At 67.6% G+C, this 22495-nt stretch carries 22 protein-coding genes; 14 read left to right on the top strand and 8 right to left on the bottom strand.

Annotated elements, in window-relative coordinates:
• Window positions 1–66 precede the first annotated feature (66 nt).
• From AC4BAR_RS09725 to AC4BAR_RS09715, 3 genes are all read right to left on the bottom strand, one after another.
• Entirely contained in the window at window positions 67–510 is a 444-nt protein-coding gene (locus AC4BAR_RS09725) for a CHRD domain-containing protein (RefSeq protein WP_490627658.1), read from the bottom strand.
• 92 nt (window positions 511–602) lie between these two features.
• Window positions 603–1736: an extracellular catalytic domain type 1 short-chain-length polyhydroxyalkanoate depolymerase gene (locus AC4BAR_RS09720; RefSeq protein WP_490627657.1), complete on the bottom strand. Its 1134-nt coding sequence runs from the start codon at window positions 1734–1736 to the stop codon at window positions 603–605.
• A gap of 132 nt (window positions 1737–1868) precedes the next feature.
• Window positions 1869–3032: an acyl-CoA dehydrogenase family protein gene (locus tag AC4BAR_RS09715; RefSeq protein ID WP_490627656.1), complete on the bottom strand. Its 1164-nt coding sequence runs from the start codon at window positions 3030–3032 to the stop codon at window positions 1869–1871.
• Window positions 3033–3127: 95 nt separating this feature from the next.
• On the opposite strand from AC4BAR_RS09715, the gene AC4BAR_RS09710 reads away from it, so the two are divergent.
• The 8 genes from AC4BAR_RS09710 to AC4BAR_RS09675 all read left to right on the top strand — a co-directional run bounded on the left by AC4BAR_RS09710 (window position 3128) and on the right by AC4BAR_RS09675 (window position 13162).
• Window positions 3128–4333, top strand: a complete 1206-nt coding sequence (locus AC4BAR_RS09710) for an acetyl-CoA C-acetyltransferase (RefSeq protein WP_490627655.1) — start codon at window positions 3128–3130, stop codon at window positions 4331–4333.
• A complete protein-coding gene (locus AC4BAR_RS09705) occupies window positions 4333–4755 on the top strand; it encodes a DUF3617 domain-containing protein (RefSeq protein WP_490627654.1) in 423 nt (140 codons plus the stop codon). The genes AC4BAR_RS09710 and AC4BAR_RS09705 overlap by 1 nt, the downstream gene beginning before the upstream one ends.
• 21 nt (window positions 4756–4776) lie before the next feature.
• Entirely contained in the window at window positions 4777–6906 is a 2130-nt protein-coding gene (locus AC4BAR_RS09700; protein ID WP_490627653.1) for a 3-hydroxyacyl-CoA dehydrogenase NAD-binding domain-containing protein, read from the top strand.
• A gap of 117 nt (window positions 6907–7023) precedes the next feature.
• Complete coding sequence (locus tag AC4BAR_RS09695; protein ID WP_490627652.1) at window positions 7024–7791, top strand: beta-ketoacyl-ACP reductase; 768 nt, start codon at window positions 7024–7026, stop codon at window positions 7789–7791.
• Window positions 7792–7891: 100 nt separating this feature from the next.
• A complete protein-coding gene (locus tag AC4BAR_RS09690; protein WP_490627651.1) occupies window positions 7892–9265 on the top strand; it encodes an HD-GYP domain-containing protein in 1374 nt (457 codons plus the stop codon).
• A 60-nt stretch (window positions 9266–9325) separates the two neighbouring features.
• Window positions 9326–9919: a chromate transporter gene (locus AC4BAR_RS09685; RefSeq protein WP_490627650.1), complete on the top strand. Its 594-nt coding sequence runs from the start codon at window positions 9326–9328 to the stop codon at window positions 9917–9919.
• On the top strand, window positions 9916–10488 hold the full coding sequence (locus AC4BAR_RS09680) for a chromate transporter (RefSeq protein ID WP_490627649.1): 573 nt from the start codon (window positions 9916–9918) through the stop codon (window positions 10486–10488). Before AC4BAR_RS09685 ends, AC4BAR_RS09680 begins: the two co-directional genes overlap by 4 nt.
• A gap of 199 nt (window positions 10489–10687) precedes the next feature.
• Window positions 10688–13162 carry a VCBS domain-containing protein gene (locus AC4BAR_RS09675; RefSeq protein WP_490627648.1) on the top strand — a complete coding sequence of 825 codons (2475 nt, stop codon included), beginning with the start codon at window positions 10688–10690 and terminating at the stop codon, window positions 13160–13162.
• Between the two features lie 69 nt (window positions 13163–13231).
• Here AC4BAR_RS09675 and rlmB read toward each other — a convergent pair whose 3' ends face one another.
• On the bottom strand, window positions 13232–13966 hold the full coding sequence (rlmB, locus tag AC4BAR_RS09670; protein ID WP_490627647.1) for a 23S rRNA (guanosine(2251)-2'-O)-methyltransferase RlmB: 735 nt from the start codon (window positions 13964–13966) through the stop codon (window positions 13232–13234).
• A gap of 72 nt (window positions 13967–14038) precedes the next feature.
• Window positions 14039–14722, bottom strand: coding sequence for an ABC transporter ATP-binding protein (locus tag AC4BAR_RS09665; protein WP_490627646.1), 684 nt, complete (start codon window positions 14720–14722; stop codon window positions 14039–14041).
• Here AC4BAR_RS09665 and AC4BAR_RS09660 point away from each other — a divergent pair.
• Window positions 14721–15419 (top strand): arylesterase, encoded by a 699-nt coding sequence (locus AC4BAR_RS09660; RefSeq protein WP_490627645.1) that lies wholly within the window; start codon window positions 14721–14723, stop codon window positions 15417–15419. The genes AC4BAR_RS09665 and AC4BAR_RS09660 overlap by 2 nt on opposite strands.
• Window positions 15416–16480 carry a tRNA 2-selenouridine(34) synthase MnmH gene (gene mnmH / locus AC4BAR_RS09655; RefSeq protein WP_490627644.1) on the top strand — a complete coding sequence of 355 codons (1065 nt, stop codon included), beginning with the start codon at window positions 15416–15418 and terminating at the stop codon, window positions 16478–16480. Before AC4BAR_RS09660 ends, mnmH begins: the two co-directional genes overlap by 4 nt.
• Window positions 16481–16490: 10 nt before the next feature.
• Here the strand turns inward: mnmH and AC4BAR_RS09650 are convergent, their stop codons facing one another.
• Together AC4BAR_RS09650 and AC4BAR_RS09645 are read right to left on the bottom strand one after the other, a co-directional pair.
• A complete protein-coding gene (locus AC4BAR_RS09650; protein WP_490627643.1) occupies window positions 16491–16676 on the bottom strand; it encodes a hypothetical protein in 186 nt (61 codons plus the stop codon).
• Between the two features lie 57 nt (window positions 16677–16733).
• Entirely contained in the window at window positions 16734–17939 is a 1206-nt protein-coding gene (locus AC4BAR_RS09645; protein ID WP_490627642.1) for a cystathionine beta-lyase, read from the bottom strand.
• 114 nt (window positions 17940–18053) lie between these two features.
• Here AC4BAR_RS09645 and AC4BAR_RS09640 point away from each other — a divergent pair, with 114 nt between their 5' ends.
• The 4 genes from AC4BAR_RS09640 to AC4BAR_RS09625 all read left to right on the top strand — a co-directional run bounded on the left by AC4BAR_RS09640 (window position 18054) and on the right by AC4BAR_RS09625 (window position 21068).
• Entirely contained in the window at window positions 18054–18812 is a 759-nt protein-coding gene (locus AC4BAR_RS09640; protein WP_490627641.1) for a 3-hydroxyacyl-CoA dehydrogenase, read from the top strand.
• Window positions 18813–18993: 181 nt separating this feature from the next.
• Window positions 18994–19500 carry a CHRD domain-containing protein gene (locus AC4BAR_RS09635; protein ID WP_490627640.1) on the top strand — a complete coding sequence of 169 codons (507 nt, stop codon included), beginning with the start codon at window positions 18994–18996 and terminating at the stop codon, window positions 19498–19500.
• 22 nt (window positions 19501–19522) lie between these two features.
• The gene (locus AC4BAR_RS09630) at window positions 19523–20593 is read left to right on the top strand and encodes a flavodoxin family protein (protein WP_490627639.1); all 1071 of its coding nucleotides are present in this window, start codon (window positions 19523–19525) and stop codon (window positions 20591–20593) included.
• A gap of 28 nt (window positions 20594–20621) precedes the next feature.
• A complete protein-coding gene (locus tag AC4BAR_RS09625; RefSeq protein WP_490627638.1) occupies window positions 20622–21068 on the top strand; it encodes an OsmC family protein in 447 nt (148 codons plus the stop codon).
• Here the strand turns inward: AC4BAR_RS09625 and AC4BAR_RS09620 are convergent.
• Entirely contained in the window at window positions 21065–22456 is a 1392-nt protein-coding gene (locus AC4BAR_RS09620; protein WP_490627637.1) for an NAD(P)-binding protein, read from the bottom strand. The two genes, AC4BAR_RS09625 and AC4BAR_RS09620, sit on opposite strands and share 4 nt — an antisense overlap.
• Between the last annotated feature and the right edge of the window lie 39 nt (window positions 22457–22495).

Genomic DNA, 22495 nt, shown 5'->3' with positions numbered 1-22495 from the left:
ACCTCAGACCGACACCCCCCTCAACCCCCCCCCCAGCCTCTCAGCGCCATCGCGCCAGGTTCAGGCTCAGCGTGGGCTGAGCTGGCCGCGGATTTCACCGCCGCGGTTGGCCACGGTGTGCACGTTCACGTACCACAGCCCACCCATCAGGTCGGAGGCCTGCTCGGCGGTCAGCGTGGCCTTGCCCTGGGTCGGGTTGGTGATGGGGCCGCTGATGCCCAGCGCCACACCGGCGTTGGCACCGGCGCGGGCCGGGCCGTGGAAATGCGCGGCGGTGGGCTCGCCCGACAGGCCGCTGTACGACAGCGTCCAGGTCAGTTCGCGGGTCAGCTTGTTGTAGCTGGCGTCCAGCGTGCCTTTGGCCGAGCCGGCCACCGGCGGCACCTCCTGGTCGGACGACAGGTTCACCAGAAAGTTGGCGCTGGTGTTCACCGGCACCACGATGCAGCCGGCCAGGGCGGTGAGCAGAACGGCGGCAAATGCGGTGCGAATCGCTGTGAATCGGGTCATTGTTTTGTCTCCAAGGGAACAACACGGGGGAGGGGCCGGTGGGAATCGCCAGGCACGCCGCCGCCCGGGCAATTTACCACCGGTGGGCCGACTCAGTGTCGTGCCGGTTGGGGATGGTCGAGAAAGAAGCGCAGCATCTCGCGGCTGGCGTCGGGGCCGGCGGGGTCGGTGAAGCTGCCCTCGGCATCGCCGCCCGCCCAGGCATGGCCGGCGCCATGCAGCAGCCAATGCTCGGCGGCCCGGCCAGTGGCAGGGTCGGCGTAAATGCGGCGGGTGTAGCCCTGACCCAGGTCCGACGCGCCCACCAACACCTCGCTGGGTTCGGCCTGGCCCAGCGCGGCGGCCACCACCTGCTCGCCGTTACCCGGGTGCACCGTGCTGTCGGCATCGCCGTGAAACACAATCACCGGCAGCGGCAACGCCTCGGGCAGGGGTGAAGCCTGGCGTGGGCCATGGCGCATCACGGCCATGGCACCGATCACATCGCTGGCCGCGCCAAAGGCCAGGCCCGAATGCACGCCGATGGCGGCAAACAGGTCTGGCCAGGTCTGGCCCAGCACCACGGCCATCGCACCGCCGGCCGACAGACCGGCCACATAGACCCGCTGCGGGTCAGCACCATGGCTTTGCAGCACGCTCTGGGTCAGCGCCGCCAGCAGCGCCGGCTCGCCCATATCGCGCCTCTGGTGCATGCGCGAAAACCAGTTCCAGCAGCGCGCCGGGTTGGCCGAACCGGCCTGCGCCGGGTACAGCACCAGCACGCCTTGCTCCTGCGCCAGGGCGTTCATGCGGGTGCCGCGGGCAAAGTCTTCCGGGTCCTGGGTGCAGCCATGCAGCATCAGCACCAGCGGCAGGGGCCGGTCCTGCCAGCCGCCGGGCACAAACAAGTGGTAGTCGATCTCGCCGTGCTTGTGGGCAAACACCGCGCTGAGGATCTGGCCATCGCCGCGCTGGCGTGCAACGGGCGCAGCCTCCGGTGGCAGCGCCGGGGGGGGCTGCAGGTCTGGCGCGGGCTCGGCAGCCGCTGGCGACGCCATGGCGGCCAGGGTGTCGGGCATGGCCGTGCGCGCAGCCGGCGTTGGCGCCGGCACCTCGGGCGGTGTCGGCTCAACAGGCCAGGGCCGCCGCGCCAGGGCCTGCAGCAAGGCCCGCGCGGCTTGGCGCCATTCACCCCGCCGGGCCAGCCGCCAGGCCTCGCGCAGCCAGGGCTTGAATGCAGAGGCCATGCTCAGCCGCACCACAGCCAACAGCTGTGACCGGCATGGCGGAAAGAAAGCAATCGCATGGGCGCTCCAAGGGTTCGGCCCATTGTGGCATCGGGGCTGCTGCGTGGCCCACGCCGCACCGATGTCCCGGCCTCAGCGCCCGCCCAGGCCCATGCTGCGCGAGATTACCTCTTTCATGATCTCGTTGGTGCCGCCGTAGATGCGCTGCACCCGGGCGTCGGCGTAGGCGCGGGTGATGGGGTATTCCCACATGTAGCCGTAGCCGCCGTGCAGCTGCACACATTCGTCCATCACCTTGCACTGCAGGTCGGTGGTCCAGTACTTGGCCATGCTGGCGGTGGCGGTGTCGAGCTGGTCCAACACAACCAGCTCGCAGCATTTGTCGACGAACACGCGCGCCACCTGCACCTCGGTCTGCAGCTCGGCCAGGGTGTAGCGGGTGTTCTGGAAGTTGGCCACCGGCTGGCCGAAGACCTTGCGGTCTTTCACATAGGCCACGGTCCAGTCGATCGCCGCCTGCGCCGCCGCCACCGCGGTGATGGCGATCTGCAGCCGCTCCCAGGGCAGCTGCTCCATCAGGCAGATGAAGCCCTTGTTCTCGAAGGCCTCGCCGCCCAGCAGCTGGCTGGCCGGCAGCTTCACGTTGCTGAAGAACAGCTCGGAGGTGTCCTGCGCCTTCATGCCCATCTTTTTCAGCCGCTGGCCTTTCTCGAAGCCTGGCGTGCCGCGCTCCACCAGGAACAAACTGGTGCCCTTGGCGCCGGCGGCCGGGTTGGTCTTGGCGACCACGATCACCAGGTCGGCATGCCAGCCGTTGGTGATGAAGGTCTTGCTGCCGTTGAGCACATAGCTGCCGTCGGCCTGCTGGATGGCGGTGGTCTTGACGCCCTGCAGGTCGCTGCCGGCGGCCGGCTCGCTCATGGCAATCGCGCCCACCATCTCGCCGCTGGCGAGCTTGGGCAGGTAATGGGCTTTTTGTGCCTCGGTGCCGTAATGCAGGATGTAGGGCGCGACGATCTCGCTGTGCAGGCCGTAGCCGATGCCGGTGGTGCCAGCGCGGGCCAGTTCCTCCATCTGCACCACCGAGTACAGCTTGTCGGCGCCCGAGCCGCCATAGGCCTCAGGCAGCGACATGCACAGAAAGCCGTTCTCGCCGGCCTTGTGCCAGACCGCGCGGTCGACGTAACCGTCGTCTTCCCAGGCCTCGTGGTGGGGCGTGATTTCCTTCTCCACAAAGCGGCGGAAGCTGTCGCGGAAGGCCTGGTGGTCGGCGTTGAATAGCGTGCGTTCGATCATGGTGTCACCTGCTGGACTATTTTTGGCAAGCGTTTGCTTGGTGAAATGAATATACTGCACTTCCTGTCCATCCCCCCGCCACCGGAGTCTCTTCCATGACTGAAGCATTCGTGTTCGACGCCATCCGCACGCCGCGTGGCAAAGGCAAAAAAGACGGCAGCCTGCACGAGGTCAAGCCGGTCAACCTGCTGGCCGGCGTGCTGACCGAACTGCGGCGCCGCAACGATTTCGACACCGCCCAGGTCGACGACGTGGTCATGGGTGTGGTGTCGCCGGTGGGTGAACAGGGCGCGGTGATCGCCAAGGTGGCGGCACTCAAGGCCGGCTGGGATGTGCGCTGCGCCGGCGTGCAGCTCAACCGCTTCTGCGCCTCCGGCCTGGAGGCGGTCAACATGGCCGCGCAAAAAGTGCGTTCGGGCTGGGAAGACCTGGTGGTGGCCGGTGGGGTGGAAAGCATGAGCCGGGTGCCGCTGGGCGCCGACGGCGGCGCCTGGGCCCAGGACCCGGAAACCAGCTGCGCCACCAACTTCGTGCCACAGGGCATAGGCGCGGACCTGATCGCCACCATTGACGGCTACTCCCGCGAAGACGTGGACGCCTTCGCCATGGAAAGCCAGAAGCGCGCCGCCCGCGCCCGCGAGGGCGGCTACTTTGCCGGCTCGGTGGTGCCGGTGAAAGACTTCCTGGGCCAGACCATTCTGGACACCGACGAGTTCATCAAACCCCACACCACGTTGGAAGGCCTGGGCTCGCTGAAGGCCTCGTTCGAGCAAATGGGCGCGATGGGCTTTGACGCGGTGGCGCTGTCGCGTTACCCGCAGGTGGAACGCATCCACCATGTGCACCATGCCGGCAATTCGTCCGGCATCGTCGACGGCGCGGCCGCGATGCTGATCGGCTCGGAAGCCGCCGGCAAAACCCATGGCCTCACCCCCCGGGCCCGCATCCTGGCCACCGCGGTCAGCGGCGCCGACCCCACCATCATGCTGACCGGTCCGATGCCGGCCACCCGCAAGGCGCTGGCCAAGGCCGGGCTGACCATAGACCAGATCGACCTGTTCGAGGTCAACGAGGCCTTTGCCGCCGTGCCCATGCGCTTCATGAAGGAGCTGAACGTGCCGCACGACAAGGTCAACGTCAACGGCGGCGCCATCGCCATGGGCCACCCGCTGGGCGCCACCGGCGCGATGATCCTCAACACCTTGATCGACGAGTTGCACCGCCGCCAGCTGCGCTACGGCCTGGCCACGCTGTGTGTGGGCGGTGGCATGGGCATTGCCACCATCGTTGAGCGGCTCTGATGCGCAGCGCCCGCTTCGCCTGGCTGCTGGCGGCCGCCCTGCCGGTGTCAGCGCTGGCCCTGCCGGCCATCGAGCCCGGTCAATGGGAGGTGATGACGGTGAAGGCCGGCGAACAGCCCTTTCTGCACCGGACCTGCGTCAAGGCCGACCACTTGAACGAGGTGCTGGCCGCCCGGCCCGCGCCCGGTGACGGCTGCACCGATGCCGGTCTGCGCCAGCGCGGCAAGGCCCAGGTGCGCGAGTTGCGTTGCACCAACGCCCAGGGCCAGGTCGAGCTGCGCCGCAGCGCCTGGACCTGGATGTCGCCCACCCACCTTGAAAACACCATCGAACGGGTCAGCCAGGGCCGCACCACGCATGTGGCCCAGCTGTCCATGGTGCGCGCCGGCCCCTGCCCGGACAACGCCCCCACCCGTCCCTAATCCCTTCCCTTGCTGACCGCCATGAACACCATCCGCTACGAACTGCAAGACGGCATCGCCACCCTCACCTTTGACGAGCCGGGCTCGCCGGTCAACACCATGTGTTTGCAGTGGCAGCACGACCTGACCGAGGTCACCGCCCAGGTGCTGAAAGACAAGGACGCCATCCAGGGCATCGTGCTGGCCTCGGCCAAGGACAGCTTCTTCGCCGGCGCCGACCTGAAGGCGCTGATGCGGCTCACCGAGGCCGACGCGCCCAAAGCCTATGCCGAGGTGGAGCAGCTCAAGCGCAACTTCCGCACGCTGGAAACCCTGGGCAAGCCGGTGGTGAGCTGTATCAACGGCAGCGCCCTGGGCGGCGGCTGGGAGGTGGCGCTGGTGGGCCACCACCGCATCGCCATCGACCACCCCAAAACCCAGCTGGGCCTGCCCGAGGTCACGCTGGGCCTGCTGCCCGGCGCCAGCGGCGTGACCAAGATGGTCCGCCACCTGGGGCTGATGGGTGCACAGCCCTACTTGGTGGAAGGCAAGCTGTTCAACCCGCGCCAGGCGCTGGAACTGGGCCTGGTGCACGAACTGGTGGCCGACGCCGCCGCGCTGCGCACGCAGGCCCTGGCCTTCATCGCCGCCCATCCGGTGTCGCAGCACCCCTGGGACGCCAAGGATTACAAGATCCCCGGTGGCACACCGGCCAACCCCAAGGTGGCCGGCATGCTGACCGTGGCGCCAGCCATGCTGCGCAAGCAGACCCGCGGCCTCTACCCCGCGCCCGAGGCCATCATGGCCTGCATGGCCGAAGGCGCGTCGGTGGACCTGGACACCGCGCTGCGCATCGAGAGCCGCCACCTGGCCCGGCTGATGACGGGCCGCAACGCGCGCGCCATGGTCAACACCTTTTTCTTCAACATGAACGCCATCAAAAGCGGCCAGAGCCGGCCGGCCGGCGTGCCACGCTTCAAGCCCACCCGGGTCGGCATTCTGGGCGCCGGCATGATGGGCGCCGGCATCGCCTATGTGCAGGCCAGCAAGGGCATGGCCACCGTGCTGAAGGACGTCAGCGCCGAGAAGGCCGAGGCCGGCAAGGCCTACAGCGTCAAGCTCACCCAGCCGCGGGTGGACAAGGGCAAGCTGAGCCCGCACGACCAGAAGGCCCTGCTCGACCGCATCACCGCCACCGACCAGGCGGCCGACCTGCAGGGCTGCGAGCTGATCATCGAGGCGGTGTTTGAAAACCGCGAGCTCAAGGCCAAGGTCACGCAGGAGGCCGAGCCGCAGCTGGCGCCCGGCGGCTTCTTCGCCAGCAACACCTCCACGCTGCCCATCGGCGGCCTGGCCCAGGCCAGCGCCCGGCCAGACAAATTCATCGGCATCCACTTCTTCAGCCCGGTGGACAAGATGAAGCTGGTGGAAATCATCCGCGGCCCACAGACCGACGACGAGACCGTGGCCCGCGCCTTCGACTATGTGCAATCGCTGGGCAAGATCCCGATTGTGGTGAACGACGCGCGAGGCTTCTACACCAGCCGCACCTTTGGCACCTTTGTGATGGAAGGCGCGGCCATGCTGGGCGAAGGCATCCCGGCGCCGGTGATCGAAAGCGCTGGCGTGCTGGCCGGCATGCCCGTGGGCCCGCTGGCGGTGCTGGACGAAACCGCGCTGAGTTTGAGCGTGCATGTGCTGGACCAGACCCGGGCCGACCTGCCCGGCTACCAGGCCACGCCCGGCGAGCGGCTGGTGGAGCGCATGGTGAAGGAGCTGCAGCGCCCGGGCCGCGCCGCAGGCGGCGGTTTTTACGACTACCCGGCCGGCGGCAAGAAAACCCTGTGGCCGCAGCTCAAGGCCTTGTTTGAAAAACCTGGCCTGGCCTGGGACCTGGACGAATTGAAAGACCGGCTGCTCTACCGCCAGGCGGTGGAAACCGCCCGCTGCCTGCACGAAGGTGTACTGACCACGGTGCACGACGGCAACATCGGCTCCATCTTCGGCATCGGCTTCCCAGCCTGGACCGGGGGCGCGCTGCAGTTCGTCTACGGCATGGGGGTGGACGCCTTCGCCGCCCGTGCGGCCGAGCTGGCCGCTGCCCACGGCCCCGGCTTCGCGCTGGATGCGGCGGTGGTTGCCACGCTCAAGGCCCACCAGCCGGTGTACTGAACCGCGCCAGCGCGCAGTGCGCCGGTCTGCCCCCGGCCGTCAGCCTGCCGTGGGGCGGGGCTGGCTACACTGCGCCCGGGCTTTGCCCAGCACCCCTACGACCTCACCCCTCATCCCATGTCCAACCACCGTTCTCCCAGCCACGGCCGCCTGGCCGGCAAAGTCAGCATCATCACCGGCGCCGCCCAGGGCATTGGCCTGGCCACCGCGCTCAAGTTCGCCCGCGAAGGCGGCATCGTCATCGTCTGCGACGTCAAGCAAAACGCGGTCGACGAGGCCGTGGCCCAATGCCGGGCCACCGGCGCCAGCGCCGAGGGCTTTGTGGTCGACGTGACGCAGCGCGAGATGGTGGACGCGATGGTGGCGGCGGTGAAGGCCCAGTTCGGTCGCATCGACGTGCTGGTCAACAACGCCGGCATCACCATGGACGCGCGGCTGCAGAAGATGACCTTCGAGCAGTTCGACCGCGTCATCGACGTCAACCTGCGCGGCGTCTTCCACTGCGCCCAGGCGGTGGTGGACACCATGGCCGTCCAGGGCAGCGGCGTGATCCTCAACGCCAGCTCGGTGGTCGGCATCTACGGCAACTTCGGCCAGACCAACTACGCCGCCACCAAGTTCGGCGTGATCGGTTTCACCAAAACCTGGAGCCGCGAGCTGGGCCCCAAGGGCGTGCGGGTGAATGCGGTGGCGCCGGGTTTCGTCACCACGCCCATCTTGTCCACCGTGCCCAACAAGGTGCTGGAAGAAATGGCCAGCCGCGTGCCGCTGCGCCGCCTGGGCCTGCCCGAGGAAATCGCCAACACCTACGCCTTCCTGGCCAGCGACGAGGCCAGCTACATCACCGGCGCGGTGATCGAGGTGGCCGGCGGCATGACGGTCTGATGGTTTTCCAGCCACACCACCCGCCACCGGGGTGTGGCAAAAACACCCAAATTCACCCCGCGCAGCGCCAGCCGCGCGGTGCAGGGCTAAACTGTTTGCGATGGACGCCCAGCCGGGTGGCCATGCCCTTTTGCTGCGCCCGATGGACACCTTGATTGAACCGTTGTTTGCCGACACCCGCCACATCCAGGCGGCGCTGACCCAACTCGGCGCACAACGGGCGGTGATGGCGTCCAAGTCCATCTTCAACACCCAGGGCGTCAAGCTGCTGGACCAGGCGGCCTACATCGACACCGAGGTCTACCACCGGCTGATGCAGCACCAGCTGTCGGCGCCGCTGGAAGACTGCCTGATCAGCCCGCCCACCGTCACCGGCCGCAGCCTGCGGGCGGCGGCCGATGAGGCCTTGTCCGGCCTGCCTTTCTTCCGCCGCATGGCCGACGTTGAGGGCGTGCGCGAGGTGCTGCTCGAAACCCTGGCCCATGTGCCGCTGCCGCCGCCGGTGGCCTTCCACCTGACGCTGGCCCAGGCGGTTCAGCCCGAGCTGTTCAACCACGCGGTGCGCACCGCGCTCACCGCCATCTGGCTGGCCTGGGCGCCCAAGCGGCCCACGGTGGACCTGACGGCCGCCGCCGCCGCCGGCCTGCTGCACGACATCGGCATGCTCTACCTGGACCCGGTGCTGATGCAGCCAGAGCGCCAGCTCGACGCCGAACAGCGGCGCCAGCTCTACGCCCATCCGTTGCTGACGCAGGCGCTGGTGAACCGCCATGCCGACTACCCGCGCGAGGTCGGCCGGGCCATTCTGGAACACCATGAATGCCTGGACGGCTCGGGCTACCCCCAGCACCTGACCGGCAACGCCATCAGCGACCTGGGCCGCATCCTGTCGCTGGCCGAGGTGGTGTCATCGATGTTCTCGCCCGGCCGCGAGGTGCCCGAGCTGCGGCTGTCGGTCATTCTGCGGATGAATTTGCACCGCTACGACAACCTGCTTGTGGTGCGGCTGATGCGCTTGCTCAAGCCCGAGACCGATGTGTTGGGCAACTCGCCGATGTCCATGCTGGACGACCCGGTGGCCCGGCTGATGGACCTCGACCAGATGCTGGACGCCTGGCCCCGTGGCCTGAGCGACTGGGACCGCCTGCCGGTGCCCCGGCGTACCGGGCTGGAACAGCTGGCCTCTCAGGTGGCCCAGCTGCGCCGGGCCCTGGTGGCCGTGGGTGTGGCACCCGAGCAGCTGAGCCTGCTGGGCAGCGACCCGCTGGACAACCGGCTGCGCTGCGAGCTGACCCTGTTGGCTGGTGAAACCGCCTGGCAGCTGCGGGCCCTGGCGCGGCAAACCCGGCGCCGTTGGCACCTGGAACCCGGCGAGGACTACCCCAGCGAACTGCTGCGCTGGATGGACAGGGTCGAGGCCCTGGTGGCCCACCGCGGCCTGGCCGAGGTGTTGGACCAGGCCAGCCCACTCTGACACCCTGGTTTGACACCTGGGTGGCAGCGGCCCACAGGGGGTGCGGCCGATAATTCCGCCATGCCCGCCCCCGCCGCCAACACCCCCTCCCCGCCCCCTGCCAAACCTGGCCCCGCTTCGCTGAGCGACCTGTTCTGGTCCTTCACCTGGCTGGCCCTGCAGGGCTTTGGCGGGGTGCTGGCGGTGGTGCAGCGCGAGATGGTGGAGAAAAAGCAGTGGCTGACGCGGGAGGAGTTCGTCGAGGAATGGGCGGTGGCGCAAATCATGCCCGGGCCCAACGTGGTGAACCTGTCGCTGATGATCGGCGGCCGCAGCTTCGGCCTGCCCGGCGCGCTGGCCGCACTGGCCGGCATGCTGACGTTTCCGCTGGTCATCGTGCTGGGGCTGGCGGCTGTCTATGCGCACTGGGCCGACCATCCGCAACTGGCCGGCGCGCTGCGCGGCATGGGCGCGGTGGCGGCCGGCCTGATCGCCGCCACCGGCCTGAAACTGGCCCCCACGCTGAAAACCAACGTCATGGGCCTGTGGCCCTGTGGGGTGCTGGCGGTGCTGGGCTTTGTGGCCATCGGGGCGCTGCGCTGGCCGCTGGGCTGGGTGCTGCCGGTGCTGGGTGCAGTGGCCTTCGGCCTGGCCTGGCGAAAGCTGGCGCCATGACGGTGCTGCTCGACGCCGCCGACTGGCTGCAGTTCTTCCTGCACTTTCTGTCGCTCTCCTTGCTGTCGATCGGCGGCGCCATCACCACCGCACCCGACATGCACCGCTTTCTGGTCGACCAGCAGCACTGGATGAGCGACGCCCAGTTCAACGCGTCGATTGCCATCGCCCAGGCCGCGCCCGGGCCCAATGTGCTGTTTGTGGCGCTGATGGGCTGGCATGTGGGTCTGAACGCCGGCGGCCTGGGCCTCGGCCTGCTGGGCGTGGCCCTGACCATGCTTGGCATTTTGCTGCCCAGCACCACGCTGACCTATTTGGCTGCCCAGTGGGGCCACCGCAACCGCGAGCGGCGCGCGGTGCGGGCCTTCAAGCAAGGCCTGGCACCCATCGTCATCGGCCTGCTGCTGTCGGCCGGCTGGGTGCTGTCACGCGCCCACGGCAACCCGGCGCAAGACTGGCCGCTGTGGCTGCTCACCGCCGTCATCACCGTTTTGGTGTGGAAGACCCGGCTGCACCTGCTGTGGCTGCTGGCGGTGGGGGCGGGGTTGGGGTGGTTTGGGCTGGTCTGACGTTGGGCTGATGCAACAGCCCCCCGGCCAGACCATACCGAAAGCCGCGCGGCAAAGCCTCGGATTTCACCAATTAATACTTAAGTTGAATATCCGAGTACCCTGGCCGTACAGATACATAAGTTACATTTAACAACCATCAGGGTCAGGTGGCTCTTTCAAAGCCTGAGCAGGGGTTTGAACGGACCACAAGGCACTGGTGAAAAAAGCAGGGATTTGCGCGCACGGGTTGAGGAAATTCGCGACCACCCTGGTTAAAACGCAACACACCACGAAGGCTTCCATGGCAACCAATTCGACGTCATTCAACAACACCCCCCAAGCAACCGACGACTACAAAACGCTCACCGAGAGCCTGGTCTCGCTGGGAAGCATCATCACGCTGGACGTGTTGAGCAACGATTTGGGTGGCAATGCCAAGAAGCTGTGGTCCGTTGACGCCGACGCCGAAACCTGGGACGCGCTGAAGAACAGCGACAAGGTGAATGTGTGGGAATACGGCGCCAACGGCAACGGCGTTCGCATCAATGCCGACTCGACCATCAGCTACCAGCTCAACAGCATCGGCGCTGGCCGGACCATCGACTCGCTGTACCAAGGCGAGACCTTCACCGACACGGTGTTCTACACCATCCGCCTGGCCAACGGCACTCTGAGCAAGGCCGCTGTGACCGTCACCATCGTGGGTGAAAACGACAAGCCTGTGGTTAAAAATCTGGCGGTCTCCGTGGTGGAAGACGCCATGCAGACCGGACAGCTGAGCGCGACCGATGCCGATATGGGCGATTCGATTTTCACCTTTGCCACGGTGGGCCCCGTGCCCGCTGGCTTCAGCTTGCTGCCCTCGGGCGTTTACACCATCGACGCCACCAACGCGGCCTACCAGCACCTTGCTGCAGGCGCCACGCAGGTCGTCACGGTGAACTACACCGCCACCGATGCCTACAACGGCATTTCGGACGCCAAGACCATCACCATCACCGTCACCGGTGTCAATGACAAAGCATCCATCTCCGGCACCACCACCGGCGATCTGACCGAAGAAAGCATCGCGCCAGCCACCGGCACGCTGACCGTGTCTGACGTCGATGACGGCGAAGCCTTTGCACAGGCCTACAGCGACTCGTCCTCCAAAGGCAGCTACACCGTCGACGCCAACGGCAACTGGTCTTACACCGTCAACAACGCCGCCGCCCAGCACCTGGCCGCCGGCGCCACCGACACCGACTCTTTCACCGTCACCAGCAAGGATGGCACCGCCTCCGAGACCGTCGTCATCACCATCACCGGTGTCAACGACACCGCCTCCATCTCCGGCACCAAAGCCGGCAGCCTGACCGAGGACGACACCACCGCGGCCACCGGCACCCTGACCGTGTCCGACGTCGATGACGGCCAAGCCTTTGCGCAGGTCGTCGCCAGCGGCACGTCTGCCAAAGGCAGCTACACCGTTGACGCCAACGGCAACTGGTCTTACACCGTCAACAACGCCGCCGCCCAGCACCTGGCCGCCGGCGCCACCGACACCGACTCTTTCACCGTCACCAGCAAGGACGGCACCGCCTCCGAGACCGTCGTCGTCACCATCACCGGTGTCAATGACAAAGCATCCATCACCGGTACCAAGACCGGCAGCGTCACCGAAGACAGCGCCACACTCATCGCCAGCGGCACCCTGACCGCCAGCGACGTGGACGATGGCCAGGCAAAGTTCCAGACGGTGGCCACAGCCGCCCTGCAAGGGACGTATGGCAGCTTCACTTTCAATGAGAGCACCGGCGCCTGGGGCTACACGCTGAACAACGCAGCCGCCAACGTGCAGGCGCTGGGCGCAACCGACCATGTCACGGACCAGCTGGTTGTGAAGTCGTTCGATGGCACGGCCACCGAAACCATCACCGTAACCATCAATGGCGCTGCAGATGGCGCAGCACCCGCACCAGCAGTGGTCAATGCCGCTGATGTGAACGACAAAGACACAGAAGGTGCTGGCGTCAATAACGTCAACATCAAAGCTGACGCCCAGAACATCACGGGCTCGTCAGCTGATCAAATCCTTTACGGCAGCAACAACGCTGACACCATCGACGGTAAGAGTGGGGGTGACACCATTTACGGCTTTGGCGGTAACGACACGCTTTACGGCGGCCAGGGAATTGACACCATTTATGGTGGTGCTGGTGCCGATTCTATTGAGGGCAACACGCAAACCGACGTGATTTATGGCGGTTCCGGTAATGACACCATCGCGGGCAACCAAGACGACGATCTTATCTATGGCGGCTCTGGCAACGACACTATCAACGGTAACGGCGGTCTCGACACCATCATTGGTGGCTATGGCGCGGACATTTTGAGCGGCGGTGGAGCCGATGATGCCAAAGACACCTTCCGCTTCCTCAGCACCTCGGACACCGGTGACACCATCTCCGACTTCCAGTCGACCGCCGCTGTGGGCGTGAACCACGACGTGATCGACCTGGACGCTCTGGGCCTGACGAACTCGCTCACCAATGGCACCACCTTGACCAGCCATGGCACGATCTGGTTCTACGACGCAGGCACCAACCAGACCATCGTGCAGGCAGACACCGATGGCGTCGTTGGCACGGCCGAGTTCCAGATCCAGCTCACCGGCAACGTCACTTTGCAGGCCAGCGACTTCGTTTTCTGACAGGCAATTCCGCATTGAAAAAGGCCTCATTCGAGGCCTTTTTCTTTTTTGCTTTCCCAAACGTCTTGCTCAGCCCCGCTGCCGCAAGGCCTCGTACAGACAAACGCCGCTGGCCACCGACACGTTGAGGCTTTCCACGCCGCCGCGCATCGGGATGCAGATCAGGCTGTCGCAGGTCTTGCGGGTCAGCTGGCGCATGCCGTCGCCTTCGGCGCCCAGCACCAGCGCCAGCGGTACGGTCAGGTCGGCCTGGTACAGGGTTTGCGGCGCGTCGCCGCTGGTGCCTATGCACCAGATGGACCGCTCCTTCAGCTCGCCCAGCGTGCGGGCCAGGTTGGTCACCATGAAATAGGGGACCGTTTCCGCGGCGCCGCTGGCCACCTTGGCCACGGTGGCGTTGACGCCCACCGCATGGTCTTTGGGCGCGATCACCGCGTGCGCGCCGGCCCCGTCGGCCACCCGCAGGCAGGCACCCAGGTTGTGCGGGTCGGTCACGCCGTCCAGCACCAGCAGCAAGGGCGGGCCCTGCACCGTGTCCAGCAGGTCGTCCAGCGAATGGGTTTGCGGCAGCGGCTCCACCCGCGCGGCCACACCCTGGTGGCCGTGGCTGCCGCAGAGCTTGGCGATGCGCATCGCATCGGCCTCGATCAACCGCACACCGGCCTCCTGGGCCCGCTCGACAAACTGCCGCATGCGGGCGTCGCGCCGGGTCGGCTCGACATAGATCTCAACGATGGTGTGGGGGGCGGTTTTGAGCCGAACGCCCACCGCATGAAAACCGAACAGGATTTTGGGTGACGCCATACCCCGATTATCGGGGCTGGTTGGTTGCTCCTGAATTCAGAGCAAGGCCTTTGGCCAAAGAAGGCAGGCGGCTCAGACCACCACGCGGCCGGCCTCAATGGTGATGCGGCGGGCGCACTGGCTGGCAATGCCGCGGTCGTGGGTCACCAGCACCAGCGTCGTGCCCAGCTCGCGGTTCAGCGCAAACATCAGGTCCATCACCTTCTCGCCGGTGGTAAAGTCCAGGCTGCCGGTGGGCTCGTCGGCCAGCAGCACCGCCGGCTGCACCACAAAGGCCCGGGCCAGCGCCACCCGCTGCTGCTCGCCGCCGCTCAACACCTTGGGGTAGTGGTTGAGCCGTTCGGCCAGGCCCACCCGGGCCAGCATCTCGGTGGCAGCGCGGCGCGGGCTCACCCCGCCAGGCACCTGACCGGACAGCTCCAGCGGCAGCATCACGTTCTCCAGCGCCGTCAGGCTGCCCATGAGCTGGAAGCTCTGAAACACAAAACCCAGCTGCCGGGCCCGCAGCGCGGCGCGGCCGTCTTCGCTCAGCGCAAACAGGTCTTGCCCGGCCAGTTTCACCGTGCCCCGACTGGGGGTGTCCAAACCGGCGATGATGGACAGCAAGGTGCTTTTGCCCGAACCCGAGGCACCGACAATGGCGGCCGTCTCGCGCGGCGCCAGCTGGAAGTCGATGTCCCGCAAAATGTCCAGCGTGCCGGTGGAATCGGTGACGGACTTGAACACATGGTCCACGGAAATGATGGGGTCAGACATGAATCGCTATGAGGTGGCGCCCAGCGCCGGCGCCGCGGGTGCGGGCCACAAGGTGCAGGCAGACAAACGCCACTTTATCGTGGCCGCGGCCGGCTGGGCCCTGGCAGGGCTATTGCCGGCGGGCGGCTTCGCCAAGGCGCTGCCCAAGGTGCTGGTGCTGGGCGACTCGCTGAGCGCCGAGTACGGCCTGCGCCGTGGCAGCGGCTGGGTGGCGCTACTGGCGGAGCGGCTGGCCCGCGAGCAGCCTGGCGCCACGGTGGTCAATGCCAGCATCAGCGGCGACACCACCTCGGGCGGTCGCAGCCGCCTGCCCGCGCTGCTGACGCAGCACCGGCCCAGCCATGTGGTGATCGAGCTCGGTGGCAACGACGCGTTGCGCGGCCTGCCGCTGGCCATGACGCGCGACAACCTGCTGCAGATGACCCGGGCCGCCCAGGCCGCCGGCGCCCAGGTGCTGCTGCTGGGCATGGCGGTGCCGCCCAACTATGGGGCCGACTACAACCGCCAGTTCACCGGCCTGTTCGCCGAGGTGGCCAAGGCGCAAAAAGCCGCGCTGCTGCCGTTTTTTCTGAAGGGCATTGCCGACACACCCGACGCCGCGCGCCATTTCCAGGCCGACCGCATCCACCCCAACGAAGGCGCCCAGCCGCAGATGCTGGCCAACGTCTGGCCCGCGCTGCGGGCCCAATTCAAATGAATTTGCAACACATCCCGGCCGAGCAGGCCCTGGCCCGCCTGGGCAGCTTCAGCACCATCGTCGACGCGCGCAGCGAAGGCGAATATGCCGAAGACCACCTGCCCGACGCGGTGAACTGGCCCTCGCTGAACAACGAGGAGCGCAAGCTCATCGGCACCCTCTACAAACAGGTCAACCCCTTCGAGGCGCAGAAGCGCGGCGCCGCCCTGGTGGCGCGCAACATCGCCGGCCACATCGAGCGCGAGCTGCTCCACACGCCCAAGAACTGGCAGCCGCTGCTTTACTGCTGGCGCGGCGGCAAACGCAGCGGTTCGCTGGCGCTGGTGCTGTCGCAGATCGGCTTTCGGGTGACGGTGATCGAGGGCGGCTACAAGGCCTTTCGCACCGCGGTGCTGGCCGACCTGCCGGCTCAGGCCACGCGCCTGCACTACCGGGTGGTGTGTGGCCCCACCGGCTCGGGCAAAACCCGGCTGCTGGGCGCGCTGGCGCAGGCGGGCGCCCAGGTGCTGGACCTGGAGGCCCTGGCCAGCCACCGCAGCTCGGTGCTGGGCCTGATCCCCGGCCAGCCCCAGCCCAGCCAAAAGCGCTTTGACACCCTGGTCTGGGACGCGCTGCGCCGCTTCGATGCCAGCCGGCCGGTCTATGTGGAGAGCGAAAGCAAGAAGGTGGGCAACTTGGCCGTGCCCGACGCCTTGATGGCGGCGATGCGCGCCAGCCCCTGCCTGGACCTGCAGCTCGCCGACGACGAGCGGGTGGCCCTGCTGATGGAAGACTATGCGTTTTTTGCCCGGGACGGGGCGATGTTCTGCGAGCGGCTGGACGCGCTGACCATGCTGCGTGGCAAGGCGGTGGTGCAGGCCTGGAAAGACCAGGTGGCCGCCGGCCGCACCGAGGCGGTGGTGCGCGACCTGCTGCTGACCCACTACGACCCGGGCTATCTGGCGTCGATGCAGCGCAACTTCAGCGCCTACCCGCAGGCGATGCCGCTGCTGGCGGCAGACCGGTCGGCTGCCGCGATGGCCGCACTGGCCCAGACCATCCTGCAGGCCGAGGCGGCCTGAGGCCGGAGGTTCAGGCCGCTGGCGGCAGGTCGCCGGGCGGCGTGCCCTCGGCGGGCGCCTCACCGTCCTGGCCGTCGGTGTCGGGCTGGCCGTCGTCGGGCTTGCCCTCGGCCTTGCGCTTGAGTTTTTCTTCCTTCTTGCGCTTTTTGGCCAGCTCTTTCTGGCGTTTCTCGTAACCGTAATTGGGTGTGGCCACTGGGCTGTCCGTTTCTGTGCGTGTGTCTTGAAACGTTGATGTTAACGAGAAACGCCCTCAGCCCAGCGCCGCCAGCGCCTGGGCCAGGTCGGCCTGCAAATCGGCCACCGCCTCCAGGCCGATGGAAAAGCGCACCAGCACCCCGCTGTGGGGCCAGGCGCTCACCGCACCGCGCATGCTGGCCACGTCGTAAGGCACGGCCAGGCTCATGAAGCCACCCCAGGAATAACCGAGCTTGAACAGCCGCAGCGCGTCGCAGAAACGGTCCACATCGGCCGCGCTGTAGGCCGCGTCAAACACCACCGAGAACAGGCCCGCCGCCTGGCCCTGGTCGCCGCACAGCGCCCGCCAATGGGCATGGCCGGGCGCGCCGGGCAGCGCCGGGTGCAGCACCTGCACCACCTCGGGCCGGGCCTGCCACCATTCGGCCAGCTCGCGGGCCGCGGCGTCGTGGGCGGCGTAGCGCAGCGCCATGCTGGGCAGCGAACGCAGCACCGCCTCGACGTCGTTGCCGCCCACACCCAGGCCCAGCCGCATGTGGCACAGCTTGAGCTTGAGGTGCAGGCCGTCGTCGCAGGTCACCACGCTGCCCATCAGCACATCACCACCCCCGCTGGGGTATTTGGTCAGCGCGTGCACGCTGATGTCCACCCCCAGCGGCTCGTTGGCGTCGTCGAGGCCCAGCGCAAACGGCGCAAAGGCCAGGCCGGCACCCCAGGTGTTGTCGAGCGCGGTGGTCACGCCGCGGGCCCGGCAGGCCCGCACCAGCGCCGGCAGGTCGGGGAACTCCATGGTCACCGAGCCGGGGGCTTCCAGCCACACCAGCCGGGTGTGTGGGCCGATGCGGCTGGCCAGGTCGGCCGGGTCCATGGCGTTGTAGAGCTGGTGGGTGATGCCCCAGGCCGCCAGCTCGCCGGCGGCCAGCGCCTTGTTGGGGCCGTAGGCGTTGTCGGGAATCAGCACCTCGTCGCCGGTTTTCAGCAGCGCCAGGTTGACGTTGGCAATCGCCGCCAGGCCGCTGGGCGCCAGCAGGCAGTGCCGCCCGCCTTCCAGTGTGCTGAGCCGCTCTTCCAGCGTGAAGGTGGTGGGCGTGCCGTGCAGGCCGTAGGTGTAGCCGGTTTTGTGCTGCCAGTTGCGCGCCCGCATCGCGGCCACGTTGGCAAAAATCACCGTCGAGGCCTTGTGCACCCCCGGCATGGGGGCGCTGAAACCGGCTGGCGGCTGGTAGGGGTGGTGGATCAGGTCGGTGCGGGGGTCGCTCATCCGGGCATGGTACCCGCAGGCTTTGTCGCCTGCAGCACCGCCCCCGCTTGGCGGCGCCGGGATGGCACGGCATAATTGACGTTTACGTTAACGTCAATTCATCCAGGAGTTTTCATGCAAATCGAAGGCAAGGTATTCATCGTCACCGGCGGCGCATCGGGCCTGGGTGAAGGCACGGCACGGATGCTGGCCGCCAGCGGCGGCACGGTGGTCATCGCCGACATGCAGGTGGAAAAGGGCGAGGCCGTGGCCAAAGAGATTGGCGGCGCCTTTGTGAAGTGTGACGTCAGCAGCGAGGCCGACGGTCAGGCCGTGGTGGCCAAGGCCACCTCGCTGGGCAAGCTGATGGGCCTGGTGAACTGCGCCGGCATCGCCCCCGCCGAGAAAACCGTGGGCAAGACCGGCCCCCACACCTTGGCCACCTACACCAAGACCATCATGGTCAACCTGGTGGGCAGCTTCAACATGATCCGCCTGGCCGCCGACGCCATGAGCAAGAACGAACCCGAAGCCACCGGCGAGCGCGGCGTGCTGATTTCCACCGCCAGCGTGGCGGCCTACGACGGCCAGATTGGCCAGGCCGCCTATTCCGCCAGCAAGGGCGGCGTGGTGGGCATGACGTTGCCCATTGCCCGCGACCTGGCCCGCAACGGCATCCGCAACATGACCATTGCCCCCGGCATCTTCGGCACGCCCATGCTGTTCTCCATGCCCCAAGACGTGCAGGACGCGCTGGCCGCCGGCGTGCCCTTCCCCAGCCGCCTGGGCACACCGCAGGACTACGCCAAGCTGGCCAAGCACATCTTCGAGAACGACATGCTCAACGGCGAGGTGATCCGCCTGGACGGCGCGATCCGCCTGGCACCGCGCTGAACGCCCACGCGCTGGCCCCCAGGCCGCATGTCCTCCGGGGCATGCGGCCTTTTTCTTGGGGCTTGCATCGGGGTTGAGGCGCCCATCCATGTGTTCGGCATCGCACAGACCCCACCCTCGCCCGGCCGGACCATCCCATGCACCCAGCCCCTGTGGCTGAACCTCACAACCGGGACTCACCATGAACACCTTGCGCCACACCTTGCTTTGCCTGTCGGTCACCTCGCTGCTGGGCCTGGCCGCCTGCGGCACACCCCCGGCCCCGATGCACACGCCCATGCAAACGCCCATGGCCATGCCCATGCCGGCTCCCGCCCCGGCGCCGGCGCTGACCCGGTTCAGCGCCCGCTTGAGCGGCGCCAGCGAGGTGCCGGTGGTGATGGGCAGTGCCGACGGCATGGTGGAAGCCAGCCTGTCGCCCAACAGCCGGGTGTTCACCTGGAAGGTCAGCCACGCCGGCCTGAGCGGGCCGGCTACCGCCGCCCATTTCCACGGTCCGGCCCCGGCCGGTCAGAACGCCGCCGTGGCCCTGCCGGTCAGCGGCCCGCTCACCAGCCCCTTCAGCGGCGGCGCCACCCTCAGCCCCGGCCAGGTGGCCGACCTGATGGCCGGCAAGTGGTACGTGAATGTGCACACCGCCGCCAACCCCAACGGCGAGATCCGCGGGCAGCTCAGCGTCCGTCCGTGATGCCTTCGGAACGGCCCCGGCTGTGACCAAAATCCGCACCGGCCAGGCCCCGGCGCCGCTCACGCGGGTGCAGTTTCGGCAGCGCTTCAACGGGCGCTTTTACGACCCGGCCTTTGCGGTGGAGGCCGAGGCCATCGCCCGGCTGGAAGCCATCGCCTGGCAGGCCTTGCAGGACGGTCGCAAGGCGCCCATCACCCGGCGCGCCGGCCGCGGCTTTGCCGACCCCAGCTACCCGCTGTCGGTGCAGTGGCTGGACACCCGCCAGCGCCTGAAAGCGGCGCAGAAGCGCTGGGCCGACAGCGCCCTGCCCTCGCGGGTGCTGCTGGTCTGCGGCAGCGCCCGCAACGACGGCACCTGCCCGGGCGAGGTGTCCAAAACCTGGCGGCTGACCGAGATGGCCCAGCGGGTGATCACACGCGCGGGCTTCCAGGCCGATGTGCTCGACCTGAGCCTGGTGACCTCGGAATACGGCCGCAACATCCACCCCTGCAAGGGCTGCGTGTCCAGCGCCATGCCTCTGTGCCACTGGCCCTGCAGCTGCTACCCCAACCACGCACTCGACCAGGCCGACGACTGGATGGCCGAAATCTACGAACGCTGGGTGGCCGCACACGCGGTGATCATCCTGGCGCCCACCTACTGGTACCAGTCGCCCAGCCCGCTGAAGCTGATGATCGACCGCCTGGTGTCGGCCGACGGCGGCAACCCCGACCCCACCAGCACCCACGGCAAACTCGTGGCCGAAGCCAAGGCCATCGAAGCCAAGGGCTGGGACTACCCCAAACACCTGGCTGGCCGGGCCTTTGGCCTGGTGGTGCATGGCGACGTGGCCGGCGTGGAATCACACCGGCGCAACCTCAGCGACTGGCTGGAATGGATGGGCCTGATCGACGCCGGTGCGGTGGCCCAGCTCGACCGCTACATCGGCTACTTCGAGCCCTACCACAACAGCCACGAGGCGCTCGACCTGGACAAAGCCGTGCAGGAAGAAACCCGCAACGTTGCCCGCGCGGTGATCCAGGCGGTACAAGACCTGCGCGCCGGCCGGCTGAGCCAGCCCGACAAGCAGATCAAAACCCCGCGCCCCAAATGAGCGCCCCGTCACCCTCGAAGGACTTGCCATGAGCGAAAAATCCGCCAGCGTTTTATGGACTGGCGCCGGCCAAAACGGCCGCGGCCAGATCAGCACCCAGACCGGTGCCTTGCTGGACTACCCCTATGGCTTTGCCAGCCGCTTCGACGACGACCGCCGCGGCACCAATCCGGAAGAAATTCTGGGCGCGGCCCACGCCGCCTGCTTCACCATGGCCTTCTCGTTCGCCTGTGAAAAAGCCGGCTTTGCCACCACCCAGCTGGACACGCAGGCCCAGGTGCGGCTGTCAGCCCAGGGCGAAGGCTTTGTGATCGACCGCATTGCGCTGCGCCTGACAGCCACCGTGCCCGGCCTCGACGACGCACGCTTTCAGGCCCTGGCCCTGGCCGCCAAGCAAGACTGCCCGCTCTCCAAGGCACTGGCCAGCGTGCCCGAGATCACGCTGCACGCCACGCTGGAACCGGGCGCGGCCTAGCCGCGCTGGGCGCGCAGCAGCTGCACCGAGTTTTTCACCGCGTCGGCGCCAAAGCGCTTGATCTTGGCCATGGCGTCCATGGCCAGCGGGTCGTTGCGGTGCAGCCCCAGGTCGCGCAGCGGGTTGAGCCGGGTCTCTCGGGCCCAGCTGGCCAGCACCGGGTAGGCGGCCCGGGCCCGCTCGTTGGCCAGGGTGGCCAGGAAGGCGCTCAGGTAGTCGGGGTTCTGGTCCCAGTAGGCCATGGGCGGGCAGAGCTGGTTTTTCTCGGCGTCGGTTTCCAGCAGCGCCTCCACCACACCCAGCATCGCAAACTGGTAACAGGCAAAGCCCCACATGAAGGGCTGCACGGTCACCCGGTCGGCCTCGAAGATGGGCCGCAGCGGCGGGTGGGCCAGGCCACGCGCGGCGCAGTGCACATGCACCGTGGCCCCGTCGGTGGGCACCTGCCCCTGGTCGAGCACGATCTCGTGGGCGTCGATGCGGCGCACATGGCCCAGCCGCACCACGTCCTCGATCTGGCGCAGCTGGGCCAGCTCGGCCTCGCTGATGACGGCACCGCGAAACATGGTGGTGGGCACGGCCGGGTCGATGCGCAGAAAAAAGCCCTCGGCCTCCAGCCGGGCAAACAGCTCGGGGATGGAGGAGGCCTGGGCCATGGCCTCGAACTGGAGGGCCGTGCCACACAGGAAGTTGGGCAGCAGCGTGCCGGCCTGGTGAAACCGGCGATTCAGCCACCAGGCCTCGCGCGGCCGCACCCAGCGGATGCTGGCCGGCGGCACCCCTTGCTCCAGCAGCCACAGGCAGGCGTCCACCGCGGTTTTGCCAGCGCCAATCACCACGTAACATTCGGGCTGTTGCGGCAAACGGGTCAGGTCACCCGCCGACACGCAGTGCACCCCGGGGGCCACCTCGAACGGCGGCGCGCTGGTGGCCGGCACCGTGCCTTCGAGGTAGGTGGTGTCGATCAGCTTGCGCCGCACATTCACCTGCCAGGTGCGCGGGGCCAGGCGCGACCTGACCTGCCCGGCGCCCAGGTGGTCGCTGCTGGGCAGGTAGCGCACCCGGCCACTGGCCAGGAAGCGGTGGTCCATCACCTGGCCGAAGTAGGCGCGGATTTCGTCGGCATTGGCCAGCTCGTAAAAGCCGGCGTTGGTGCCCCGGGTGTCGATGCTGTCCTGCCCCAGTGGCATGGAGCTGACGCCGTAGAAGGCAGAGGGCTGATGCAGGCGCACATAGGGGTAAGCGTCGATCCAGTGCCCGCCCGGGGCATGGCGCCGGTCCACCACCGTCACGCTGGCGTCGGAATGCGCCAGCAGCGCGTCGGTGAAGGCCATGCCGGCAGCGCCGGCGCCCACCACCAGGTAGTCGGTGTCAATCACTTCGGTCATGCACATTCCTCGGAGGCCGACGGGGTGCCCGGGCCGCCA

The sequence above is a fragment of the Rhodoferax sp. SPJ4 genome (genome assembly GCF_058216275.1).
The sequence above is the reverse complement of the archived record's forward strand: the minus strand, read 5'-3'. Positions and strand labels throughout refer to the sequence as shown.